The sequence below is a fragment of the Pseudovibrio sp. W74 genome, assembly GCF_001623085.1.
Taxonomy (GTDB): Bacteria; Pseudomonadota; Alphaproteobacteria; order Rhizobiales; family Stappiaceae; genus Pseudovibrio.
Map to the genome: position 1 here is coordinate 57,818 of NZ_LMCJ01000039.1, position 11,834 is coordinate 69,651.

12 protein-coding genes are annotated in these 11,834 nt (G+C 51.4%); 6 read left to right on the plus strand and 6 right to left on the minus strand.

The window, feature by feature from the left end; translation table 11 throughout:
• Window positions 1-864 (minus strand): nicotinate-nucleotide--dimethylbenzimidazole phosphoribosyltransferase (locus tag PsW74_RS19300; protein ID WP_244277879.1); only part of this gene is annotated, 864 nt, incomplete at its 3' end.
• Window positions 865-1,165: 301 nt separating this feature from the next.
• On the opposite strand from PsW74_RS19300, the gene PsW74_RS19305 reads away from it, so the two are divergent.
• From PsW74_RS19305 to PsW74_RS19315, 4 genes are all read left to right on the plus strand, one after another.
• Window positions 1,166-1,984 carry an adenosylcobinamide-GDP ribazoletransferase gene (locus PsW74_RS19305; RefSeq protein WP_063288308.1) on the plus strand — a complete coding sequence of 273 codons (819 nt, stop codon included), beginning with the start codon at window positions 1,166-1,168 and terminating at the stop codon, window positions 1,982-1,984.
• A 155-nt stretch (window positions 1,985-2,139) separates the two neighbouring features.
• Complete coding sequence (locus tag PsW74_RS19310) at window positions 2,140-3,312, plus strand: alpha/beta hydrolase (RefSeq protein WP_063288307.1); 1,173 nt, start codon at window positions 2,140-2,142, stop codon at window positions 3,310-3,312.
• A gap of 40 nt (window positions 3,313-3,352) precedes the next feature.
• Window positions 3,353-3,574: a DUF1289 domain-containing protein gene (locus tag PsW74_RS28455; RefSeq protein ID WP_206599940.1), complete on the plus strand. Its 222-nt coding sequence runs from the start codon at window positions 3,353-3,355 to the stop codon at window positions 3,572-3,574.
• The gene (locus PsW74_RS19315) at window positions 3,559-4,257 is read left to right on the plus strand and encodes a TIGR02281 family clan AA aspartic protease (RefSeq protein ID WP_063288306.1); all 699 of its coding nucleotides are present in this window, start codon (window positions 3,559-3,561) and stop codon (window positions 4,255-4,257) included. Before PsW74_RS28455 ends, PsW74_RS19315 begins: the two co-directional genes overlap by 16 nt.
• A gap of 78 nt (window positions 4,258-4,335) precedes the next feature.
• On the opposite strand, the gene PsW74_RS19320 is transcribed toward PsW74_RS19315, so the two are convergent.
• Together PsW74_RS19320 and dusA are read right to left on the minus strand one after the other, a co-directional pair.
• Entirely contained in the window at window positions 4,336-5,157 is an 822-nt protein-coding gene (locus PsW74_RS19320; RefSeq protein ID WP_063288305.1) for a sulfite exporter TauE/SafE family protein, read from the minus strand.
• 82 nt (window positions 5,158-5,239) lie between these two features.
• Window positions 5,240-6,286, minus strand: coding sequence for a tRNA dihydrouridine(20/20a) synthase DusA (gene dusA, locus PsW74_RS19325; RefSeq protein WP_063288304.1), 1,047 nt, complete (start codon window positions 6,284-6,286; stop codon window positions 5,240-5,242).
• Between the two features lie 107 nt (window positions 6,287-6,393).
• Between dusA and PsW74_RS19330 the strand changes: the two genes are divergently transcribed.
• Together PsW74_RS19330 and PsW74_RS19335 are read left to right on the plus strand one after the other, a co-directional pair.
• On the plus strand, window positions 6,394-7,470 hold the full coding sequence (locus tag PsW74_RS19330) for a site-specific integrase (RefSeq protein WP_063288303.1): 1,077 nt from the start codon (window positions 6,394-6,396) through the stop codon (window positions 7,468-7,470).
• 152 nt (window positions 7,471-7,622) lie between these two features.
• Window positions 7,623-8,102 carry a hypothetical protein gene (locus PsW74_RS19335; RefSeq protein ID WP_063288302.1) on the plus strand — a complete coding sequence of 160 codons (480 nt, stop codon included), beginning with the start codon at window positions 7,623-7,625 and terminating at the stop codon, window positions 8,100-8,102.
• Window positions 8,103-8,570: 468 nt separating this feature from the next.
• On the opposite strand, the gene PsW74_RS19340 is transcribed toward PsW74_RS19335, so the two are convergent.
• The 3 genes from PsW74_RS19340 to PsW74_RS19350 form a co-directional block, all read right to left on the minus strand.
• A complete protein-coding gene (locus PsW74_RS19340) occupies window positions 8,571-9,431 on the minus strand; it encodes a Bro-N domain-containing protein (protein WP_063288301.1) in 861 nt (286 codons plus the stop codon).
• Entirely contained in the window at window positions 9,428-9,685 is a 258-nt protein-coding gene (locus tag PsW74_RS19345; RefSeq protein WP_063288300.1) for a hypothetical protein, read from the minus strand. Before PsW74_RS19345 ends, PsW74_RS19340 begins: the two co-directional genes overlap by 4 nt.
• A gap of 436 nt (window positions 9,686-10,121) precedes the next feature.
• Window positions 10,122-11,834, minus strand: a 1,713-nt coding sequence (locus PsW74_RS19350; RefSeq protein ID WP_206599941.1) for an Ig-like domain-containing protein, incomplete at its 5' end; no start/stop codon positions are given.

Below are 11,834 nucleotides of genomic sequence, written 5' to 3' on the forward strand. Positions count from 1 at the left end.
GTGTGCAGGCTCTGCGGAGGCATGAGAGAACACACAGTGCTCCAGCGCAGTCTTGTCCATCTTGTAAAGAATGGCAGCTGCGGCGGAGGTGACGAAGCCATCAACAACGACAGGAACCTGCTGCATGCGCGCTGCAAGAATAACACCCGCCATTGCTGCGATTTCGCGGCCACCGATCCGGCGCAGAACTTCCAGAGGCTCAACTTTGCCCGGTCCGCCGATCCGCTGCACAGCTTGCTCAACAACAGCAATCTTGTTTTTCAGCGCATCACCCTGAACACCAGTGCCCGGGCCAACCCACTCTTCTGCAGTGCCGCCGAACAGCGCGTAGAAGATGGCAGCAGCTACAGTGGTGTTTGCGATGCCCATTTCGCCAAGGCAGAGCAGATCCGTCCCACCGGAGATCGCTTCCATGCCGAAGGCCATGGTTGCTGCGCACTCGGATTCTTCAAAGGCGTCTTCCTCAGAGATGTCCGGGGTTGGCATTTCGAGCGCCAGTTCAAACACTTTGAGGCCAAGGTCATACGCAATGCAAAGCTGGTTTACGGCTGCGCCGCCCGCTGCAAAGTTGGAGACCATCTGTGCGGTCACTTCTTTCGGGAAAGCAGAAACGCCTTTGTCAGCAACGCCATGGTTTGCGGCAAACACAGCAACCAGTGGGCGGGTGACTTTTGGCATTGGCATGCCCTGCCAGGCTGCCAGCCATTCCACCAACTCTTCCAGACGGCCCAAAGAGCCTTGAGGCTTCGTCAACTGCGCATCGCGTTTCTTCACCGCCTCAATTGCTTCAAGGCTTGGACCAGGCATTGCGCCCACCAGGTTTCTGATATCATCGAATGGCAGTGCAGACGTTGCAAGAGACATACGCTTCTCCGAACTTAAAGCAGTTCTCATTCAGGTTAGATCAGTTGAACTGCTTTAGCTTTTGTTTCCGCGCACCTTTGATCCGAAAACCGGTTTCCACTTTTCGGAGATGCACATTAGTTGACCCGCAAAATGAATTTTTGCGCCTTGTTGTTTGCGCAGATCTATAAGCCACTGGAGGCAGAATACAAATGAGACTTATCAACTATTTGTGGTTTCCACGGCTTTGCAAACTACAAATTGTTGTTCTAACTGAATCCAGCGGTATTTCATGCCTGTTTCATTTCTGTGAGAACCCATCATGTCCGACGACAAACATTCAGAAGATTCTCTTCCCACACCTTCCTCCATTTTAGCCGAGGTGGCGGAACTGGTGCGCTTCTTCTCCCGCATTCCCCTGCCGAAACTTGGGAGCTGGGATGACCTGAACACAGCACCGGATTTTCGTATGCGCGCACGCAGCATTCCGCTGGCGGGTGTTGTCATTTCACTGCCAAGCATGCTGGTGTTGCTCATACTCTCCCAAAGTGCTCTGTCGCCTGCCATTATTGCGCTGCTTGCGGTTGCTGTGGCGGCGGCTGTGCAGGGCTGTCTGCATGAAGACGGCCTTTCTGATGTGGTTGACGGGTTCTTTGGGGGGCATACGGCTGAGAGGCGGCTTGAGATCATGAAAGACAGCCGTATCGGGGCTTTTGGCACTGTGGCGCTGGTTCTTTCCCTGAGCCTGCGCTGGCTGCTGCTTTCCATATTGCTGGAGAGGTTTGGCGGCATGGGCGCGGCGCTTGGCTATCTGGCCGCGGAAACAACTGGCCGGGTTGGGATGAACTGGATCTGGAACACGATGCCACCTGCTTATCATGGTGGGCTATCCACCCGCTTTGGCATCCCCCAGAACAGTGCTGTCTCCTGGGCTGCGGGCTTTGCCTTGCCACTGCTGATCATAAGCTTGTTCTACCTCAGCTTCTGGCAGGTGGCGTTTGGGGCAGCATTCAGCTTTGTGGTGGTCGGTGCCTTGGCAAAACTGTCTCTGGCAAAAATCAAGGGCATCACTGGTGATGTTTTGGGGGCTGCGCAACAAGTTGGTTCACTGGGCTTCCTGCTGGGCGTCCTTGCTCTTTAGAGCCTGCTGCGTGTCCTTGCCAGAAAACCGGGGCAGCGCTTTTAAGAAACCATCATTGTGCAATCTTTTGCTAGCATTTTAGCTTTATTCTACGCGCATTGATTGCCCAGAACACGTTTGTCTTACTGATTGAACCTTACGGGCCCGGAGAAATCATGAAGCTTTCTTTTGCTTGCACGCTGTCTGCATTAAAACGCGCTGCCACTGTTGCACTGGCTGCTGCCGTCCTTGCTGGTTGTGCCTCCCGGCCCGGACCAGATGCCTTGCGTGTTTCTTTAGAGGAAGCGCCGGGAACCAGAGAAGTCAGCATGCTCATCGCCACCACACGCGCACGCTCTGACGTTCCTCACCAACTTTACTCTTCAGAACGCTCTGAAGGCGTGGACTTTGGGTCGGCAACCATCTCCATTCCGCCAACCCATAAACCGGGCCGGATTGCATGGCCGTCTTCCTCTCCGGGCGACCCGAACACTGATTTTGTGGTGCGCCAAGCCTCTTACATTGATGGCAATGCCGCCTTTCAGAAAGAGATAAACCGCGAGCTTGCAACGCGCTCCGGGAAAGAGCGTGAGGCTGTGCTGTTTATTCATGGGTACAACACCCGCTTTTCTGAAGGTGTTTTCAGACTGGCGCAGATGGCAGCTGATGCAAAAGCAAACCGCTTGCCCATTTTGTTCACCTGGGCCTCAGCGGGTTATCTCACAGACTATATTTATGACACCAACAGTGTTGCCATTGCGCGAGATGGACTGGAGAAAGTCCTCATTGATCTGACCAATTCCAATGCGCAGCGTATCACGATTGTGGCTCATTCTCTTGGAAACCTGCTGCTTCTGGAGACCTTGAGGCAAATGGAGCTTCAGGGCAAAGGGCTTTTGAAGAATAAAAAAGTCACCGTTGTCATGGCCTCTCCTGACATCGATATTGATGTTTTCGAAACAATGATTACCTCTCTTGGGTACAGAGCAAACCCTGTTTTCGTTCTGGTCTCGCGTGATGACCGGGCACTGCGCTTCTCTCGCAGGCTTGCGGGCGGTAAAGCGCGTGTTGGTGATGTGGAAGACGATGAAAGGCTGACCAAACTTGGCATTGTTGTTATTGATCTGACAGAGGTTGAGTCACAAGATTCGATCAACCATGACAAGTATGCGCAGCTTGCTCAGTTTGGCCCTCAACTCGTCAAAGCGCTTGAACAGGGCAAGCAGAACAGAAACAAACAAGGTATTGGCGGGCGCCTTGGCAATGCCGGACGCAGCTTTACCGAGTTCCTTGGCCACACAGCCAAGATTGTGGTGAGCACACCCGGATCAGTTTCAACGCGCCCTTAAGACGCGCGTTGGAGCCCCAGCGATTTTGTAGGAATTTATTTTGTCAGTCACTTTAGAACCACCCGCCAGCCCTTGTTTAAAACTGTGTAAGCTGGATGAAGACCGGACAATGTGCGTGAGCTGTTGGCGCCTTTTGAGTGAGATTTCCGGATGGGGTTCCCTCTCCGCACAAGCTCAACATGATGTGCTGGCAAAGCTCCCTGCCCGGAAAGCCAGATTTCTCGCGGTAACACAGGAGGATGTGCAATGCGCTGGACGATAGGCCTTGTCATCCTTATTGGCGCAATGGTGATTGGCGTTGCGACTGGTTACCTTGGAACACCTGAGTTTTTGGGCGACAAATTTCAGGAGGACGGGCCGCGCCTCGTTGCCCTGCTCGCCATGGGGATTGTGATTGGGATGGGCGTGCTGATCCGCCGTCCAAAATTCCGCGAAGTTTTTGGCGCAGTCGTCTTCTGGGGTGGTTTGGCTCTGCTGCTGATTATCGGCTACTCGTACCGCTATGAGTTGATGACCGTTCGTGACCGTGTGATGTCCGAGCTGTTCCCCGGCTCCATCTCGCAAACAGCAAGCGGCGAACTGGTGATTTCTCGCGGCATCAACCATCAGTTTTTCATTGATGCGCAGGTGGATGGCACCTCTGTCGATATGCTGGTGGATACAGGTGCCTCCCATATCACCCTGTCTTATGGCGATGCCCGCCGGGTTGGCATCGATACACAGAACCTGTCCTTCACGACACCGGTTTCGACTGCCAACGGCATGGGTTTTGTGGCCCGTGTGCGCTTGCAGGACATGCAGATTGGAGACTGGGACCTAAACGATGTGCCTGCCTTTGTGGCGCAGGAGGAGATGCTCTCCACCAGCTTGTTGGGCATGAGCGCCCTGAACACGTTTGCCAGTTGGCGCGTGGAAGGCAATCAGCTGATCCTGAAGGCTCGCTAAACAATCATCTGATGTCAGATAAAAGAAAGCCGCTGACATCACTGTCGGCGGCTTTTCTTGTTTCTATGAGGGGCTGGCTTACAGCAGGCTGAAGGTGAACCGGGCGCAAGCGATGAGCAGGAAGACACCGAACGCGACTTCCAGCTTGCGCTTTGGCAGATTGTGCGCGAAGTGCGCGCCCAGTGGAGCCACATAGATTGTGATTGGAATGATCAGCGCCACGGCCAGCAGATTGATGTAGCCAACAGAGAACGGTGGAAGATTGGGAGCCCCCCAACCTGCGGCGACCATGCCAAAGACAGCCGGAATGGAAATCAGCACTCCAACACCGGAGGATGTTGCAACAGCCTGATGGATCGGACGGCCAAACAAGGTCATGAAGGTGTTATTCATAACGCCTCCACCAATGCCCATGAGCGTTGAGAAGAAGCCGATCAGCACGCCAATGAGCGCACGCACCGGATTGCCCGGAATATCGTTGCCCAACTTCCAGCTTTCACGGTTGAACAGCATGCGCATGGCGACCACGAACGCGATCACAGCAAAGATGCCCTTGAGCGTATCCCCTGAAACGAGCGCGGCAACATAAGATGCCAGCAGCACGCCAATAGGCACCGGAATGATCCAGCTTTTCAGCAAGGACAGATCCACAGCACCCTTCTTTTTATGCGCGAAAAACGACCGTAGAGACGTTGGTACGATCACTCCCAGAGAGGATGCCACCGAGATGTGAACAACGACGTCAGGATCAACGCCCACTTCTGTTAAAATGGTCACGAGAACCGGCACAAGGATTGCGCCGCCTCCGATACCAAACAATCCTGCCAGAAAACCTGCTAGTGCGCCGGAGGCAACCAATGCCGCTCCGAAACCCAGCATAGACGCTGTAATCATGTCCATGCTGCCCCCTCCTCAATTCCAAACGAATTTTTATACGCGCACTCTTGTCCGAAAACCGGTAACCACTTTTCGGGAGTGCGCTCTAAATCAGCGCGGCCTCTTTTTGCTCACGTGCTTCACGCATTACACTTTGATGGTGTGATACGGCGGTCAGTGCATCTTCCAGCACCTCAATGCCAGCGCCTGTCTTGTTTGCATCCACTGTCATGATACGGCGGAAATGACGGGCACCGGGAACGCCTTGGTATGTTCCTAAAATATGGCGGGTGATTGACGCCAGCTTTGTGCCAGCGGTCAGTTCATCCTCAATGTAACTGCGGTAAAGGTCCATCGCCTCAACAGGAGAGATTGCGGCAGTGTCTTTTCCGTAGACCACGCGGTCCACTTCAGCCAGCAGCATTGGGTTTTGATAGGCTGCGCGGCCCATCATAACACCGTCCAGCTTTTCCAAATGCGCTGAGGTCTCTTCCAATGTGGCTACACCGCCGTTGACGCCGATAAACACGTTCTGCAGGCGGTGCTTCAGGCGGTAGACAAGGTCGTAATCCAGCGGCGGCACATCGCGGTTTTCCTTTGGGCTCAGGCCTTTCAGCCAGGCCTTGCGGGCATGCACCCACAGTGCGTCTGTGCCAGCTGCGATGACTTTATCTGCCAGCGCATTCAGCGCTTCCTCCGGTTCCTGATCATCCACCCCAATGCGGCATTTGGTGGTGACGGGAATGGACACTACATCCTTCATGGCAGCAATGCCTTCCGCCACCAGTTCAGGTTCCAGCATGAGGCAGGCACCAAACTTGCCGGACTGTACCCGGTCAGACGGGCAGCCCACGTTGAGGTTGACCTCATCATAGCCCCAGTCTTCCACCATCTTGGCGCACTCGGCCAGCGCTTTGGGATCAGAGCCCCCCAACTGGCAAGCAACCGGCTGCTCATCTTTAGAAAACCGAAGATGACGGTCCCTATCGCCATGGATCAAGGCGCCAGTGGTAACCATCTCAGTATAGAGCAGCGAGTTCTTTGAAAGAACACGATGAAACGCACGGCAATGCCTGTCCGTCCAGTCAAGCATCGGCGCGACTGCAAAGACAGACTGATTGATATCATAGAGTTTTTTTGTTTTTTCAATCATTTAGCATTCCTAGAACTCTATCGAATTCGTACCGTTTCTGTCCGTTATTGACTATCGCGTCCCTTCTGGTACGAATAATTCGTACTCGAAAAGGGCGGTTCGTACCGATGGGCACTATAGTCTCAAAACCACGCAAAGATGGCAGTATCTCACATTGCGCGCAGATACTCATCAAGCGAAAAGGCAAAATTGTCCATCGAGAAAGCAAGGTCTTCTCCCGCAAGAGGGCAGCCCAAGCATGGCTCAACAAACGAGAGACCGAATTATCGCTTCCAGGTGGGCTAGAACAAGCCCAAAAACCCTCGAAGACTTTAGGGGAGGTAATAAAGCGATATATCGAAGATCACAACAAAAACATTGGGCGGACTAAGTCTCAGGTTCTGGAGACTATTCGAGAGCAACATGCGATCGCAGACCTGGACTGCACTGAGATCCGGTCCGAGCACATCGTTGAGTTTGCAAAACAGCTTTCTCAAAACGTCCAGCCGCAAACAGTCGGCAATTATCTCTCCCATCTTTCAGCGGTGTTTTCCATTGCACGTGCTGCATGGGGCTTCCCTCTCGACAAGCAAGTCATGGAAGACGCTCACATTGTGTGCAAGCGCCTTGGCATCACGTCAAAGTCCAAACAGCGAGAGCGCCGACCGTCACTGGAGGAGCTGGACAAGCTGCTAAAGCACTTTTGCCTGAGCCAGACAAAATATCCCGGCAGCACTCCTATGCAGCAGATTATCCCGTTTGCTCTTTTTTCTACGCGCCGTCTTGATGAGATTTGCAGACTAACGTGGGCTGACTTCGACAAAGATCACAAACGCATCTGGGTGAGAGACATGAAGCACCCTGGTGAGAAGATCGGAAACGATGTTCTGGTTGACCTGCCAGACCGGGCAATCTCTTTCCTTGAAAATCAAGATGAAGTTGAAGAGAAGATTTTCCCTTACAACCCGAGAACCATCTCAACGACCTTCACGAGAGCCTGCAAGCTGCTTGGCATTGAGGATCTGCACTTTCACGATCTCAGGCACGAGGGCATTTCGATCTTGTTTGAAAGCGGCCTAACGATCCCTCATGTCGCAGCTGTTTCTGGCCACAGGAGCTGGACCTCACTGAAGCGTTATGCTCACATTCAAAGCAGTACAGACAGATATGAGGATTGGGATTGGCTCGGTAAGCTGCTACAATAACTCAAGACACACCTAGGCTGGAACAGAACGCAAATAGGTAGTTTTCACATAGAGCCACAAGTCTGCAATTTGGAAATAATTGAATTTTATAGAATGCATAACATTTGCAACTGAAAGCAATTGAGACCAATTTCGCAATCAGGAAGACAACCATGGAATGGATTATTGGAATTGGTATTTTCGTTTTTCTTCTTTTTAAGTATCCAAGAAAAAGCCTTTTATTACTGTTGTTCATAACAGTCTCAACCGCTATCGGCGGTGGCTATTTTTTCATCAAGGACTTTCTAGCACAGCGAAAAAAAGAGAGCGTCAAGCTTTCAGTTTCTTACAATAAGACATCATGCTCTCAAAAATTTCCATTAGAAATTACTATTGAAAACCACTCTGGATCGGTAATGGAAGCCGTGAAATTCTCTGTCGAAGGGCGACGCAGCGGGTATAGCACAGCCATATATGAGAGTGGTTATCAGGGGTATAGTTCCGACAAGATCATTGGTGCTGGAGAAGGATACCTCACTTGTTGGAGCATTCCGAAACTTGGCTACAATACTCCGGCACAATACAAAGACCGATACCCTCCAAAGGATATGATTTGGAACGCATCTCATATATCTCCGCAATTTAAAGACTAATATTGTACCGCAACTAAAAAAGCGGCACAGAAGTCGAACTACAAGAGCTTTTAACTTGTAGAACTTCAACGCAACTTTGGAGCACGTGACTTAATGTTAATAAGAGTATCGTTGTGCTTAGCATTAATGTGTTCAAATCCTGCTTTCTCCGCGAACCTAAATGATATCGCTAATCGCCCTTGCACTGATTATGTTGGTTGGGTTTTGAAGTTTCGATATCCAGATGTACCTTTTGAAGCGGAGCAGGAAGAATTAATTGAGGTGTTCTCAATCATGTCCTATCTAAGAGGTGCTCACTTAGCTTTTAGCCCGAGAGAGAGCTATCGAGATTTTGAAGGTCGCTTCATCGAAACTTGTTTACGGAATGAAGTGTTTCCTGCAACTCAGATTGTCGCCTTTTTCATGAGAGACCCATCGCCCAACTGAGAAGGCAGGACTCAAAAAGCCCTGCCCCTTTTACGTCAGCTCCTACCCCACATAACTCTCCACCAGCGCGAGGGGCAGTACTACTGCCCTTCGTTGCTTGCCGTCGATCATGATGGCGTTTTGGGATTGGCAGGCGGCGGGGAGTTTTTGCAAGGCTAGTTTCCAGTTGCCGTGCCATTGGGTGAGGCGGAAGACCTCCCACAGGTAGTCGTGATCGTAGGCGATGGCGACGCCGTCGGGGTAGGCGTGGGGGCGCAGTTTGATGCCCAGTTGCTCCATGCGGCGGGCGCCAATGTCATCTGCCAGGGCGAAGGCCAGGGCGATGCGGACGGAGAGGTTTTTGCCGCAGGTGAAGTTGATCAGGTGGGTCAGGCAGCCATCGGGATCATCGGCGGCGGTGCCGGCGACTTCGTTGACGCCCTCTCCTGCGATCTCTGGCAGGCCGAGCCTGTCCCACAGGGCCATGGCGGCCTCACGGCCATAGATGTAGCGCGCTTCTTTGAGGAGATTGGCGCGGGCGTTCATTTCGTTGACCAGCAGAACCTGCTTTGCGTCCTCCTGCTTTTGGGGTGTGGGGCCCATGGAGTAGGTGCCGGACTGGCGCAGAGCGGGCAGCACTTCTGCTGTCACCCATTTTTTGAACTTTTTGGCCGATGACTTGCGTGAGCTGAAAATGAGCGAGTAGAGACCGCTCTCATTCACCGCTGTTACTTTTTGCTGGCCACCAAGGGTGTCGGTTGAAACGACACCCTGTTCATCTCTGTCAAGTTTGGCGACAGCATCGCGACTGTTCTTGATATCCAATACGGTGCAGACATCTTTGGCGATGAACCAGAACAGGCCATCTACCGACAATGTGCGGACGGGGTGCTCTTCAAAGTCGAAGATGGTGAGCGCGCTCATGCCTGCCCTCCCCGGTTCAAAGAGCTGATTTTGCGCTCCATGACATCCAGCTCCTTGATGAGATCGCCATGGCGCTCGGAGAGTTCATCCTGCAAGGCAACGGCTGCATTCCACAATGGGCTTGGGCTGGAGACTTCGTTGGAGACATGCCCCAGAGCTTGAAACAGCCCCTCAATGCGGGCTGCGAGGCTTTGCAGAGCCGAATGGCTGGAGGAAAGGGCTTGAAGTGAGGTATTCCGGGAAATTTCTGTCATGACTAATTCCCTACACTTGGATTTAGTCTGACCATCACCTGCTAAAATGGCGGCCAGACGCCACGGGTTAGCAGACCGGTGTGTAAGGAAACCGGCAGGCCGAAGCCTCCCATAACGCCTGACCATAGGCGCAACAAAAAACGCGCTCGAAAAGAACGGTCTTTTGGCGCGGTGACGCCTTACACAGTACAGGCTGCTAAACCCGGCTCACCACTTTAAAGCGAGCGTGGACAGGTTGACGGAGGATGGGAAGGTTGTCAAGGGAGGTAATAAGCTCTTATCCGCTTAAGCTTTCAGCCAATAACCGCATCCATGGGCCAGTTCAGCAATTTGCTCTCTTCAAAGGATTTGTTGGCAGTAGAAAAGTTTAATCTTGAAGCGTGAAAAACATGACGCCCGTATTTTATAATACGGGCGTCATGTTTATGCGTTGTTATCAGATAAACTGGAAGTCATCTGAATGAAGCTCCTCAACGAGAACACCGTTCAACGTTATGCTATTGTCTCCATCCAACAAGATTACAGTATCAGTCCCATTATCACTTGCGGCTGCCAGAACAGCCTCCAAGCTGGCAAAAACATCAACACTAAAGCTTATGGCGTCATCTGACCCAGCCCCAGCTATGAAGTCGGTGATTACATCATTTCCGAAGGTCGTATTGTTGAAGACAAAGGTATCATTACCTTCCCCTCCCACAGAAACGTCATCATTAACACTTGCAGAAATTCGATCGTCTGCATCTGTGCCAGTTAACATCACTCGACCATCTTCAAGCACTTCAATACCGCTAAGTAACGTGCCATCTGAGAATTCGAAACGTTCAATATGTGCGCCCATATCGCTAAGTATTATAGCTCCGCTTTCGTCTCCCATTGACCATGACAGTCTGAGCGCTTGATTTCCATCAGATAGCTCGTAAATGGAGGCCATTAAGTCTGATAGGGACAAATCTTCAAAAACTACGGTGTCCGTGCCACTTTCAGCCCACTCTCCATGAAGAGTAATATGTGTAATGCCGCTTTGTTTTCCATAAATATAGGTGTCATCACCAAGGAATCCACTCAGGAATTGCCTGCTGTTTCCATTAGCACCACCCGCATTCAGAGTATCATTGCCAGTTCCACCTTCAATGAAATCACTGCCCTCTGTTCCAACAATGTTGTTTGCGGTGGTCTCTGAGCCTTTGAGCTTCAGCCGGCCATCGCCGAGCACTTCAATACTGCTGAGGATTGTACCATCAGCAAACTCAAACCTTTCAATGTGCCGGCCCATGTCATAAAACTCAATAGATCCAGACAAACTGTTCTTTGACCAACGCATCAACAATGTATCATGTTCATCCATATTGTGGTCAGACTCGACAAATGTGCTGAATGTGAAGTCTGATAGGACAAGATCCTTGAAGATGGCTTTATCAGTTCCCCAACCTTCTCGTTCAGCATTGTGATTTATGCGTACTCGACCAGCTTCCGTACCATAATAGTAAGTATCATTACCTGCCGCACCCTCCAGTAGCTGTTTATGGCCAGAGTGGCCTCTTGCATCTAAAATGTCATCACCACCGCTACCACGGATCAAATCTGACTTTGCGCTGCCATTAATGACATCACCTTCATCAGTCCCATTCAGATACAATCTCGAATTATTCCATTGTGTGGGATTAATCTCGCTAACAACAGATCCATCGGCAAACTCGAAGCGTTCGATATGTTCGCCCATATTGGCAATCTGTAGCTGGCCGGCAGGGTGGCCATTCTCCGCATTCCAAGAAATTTTGAGTGCCGTACCGTTTTCGTCGTCGTGTTCGATTGTTGTGATTGTGAGATCAGAAAGAGTTAGATCCTCGAAGACAATCGTATCATAGCCACCGCTATCAACTTCAGTGGTGTAGTCTATCATCGTCGATCCACTGTCGGCCGTGATTGAATAAATGTCGTCTCCGGTACTCCCTGAAAGTATTTCGCTCTCTCCAATAATGGTTACACTGGCAGTTTCGATTGCGCTCGCTCCAGCACTGTCGGTAACCGTGTAAGTAAATGTATCCGTTGTTGTTTCTCCAAAGCCAAGAGAACCAACTAGATTTTTAGGATCATAAGAGAATGTACCATCGTCATTGACAGTTACAGCGCCTAGTGTGCCGGTGGTGTC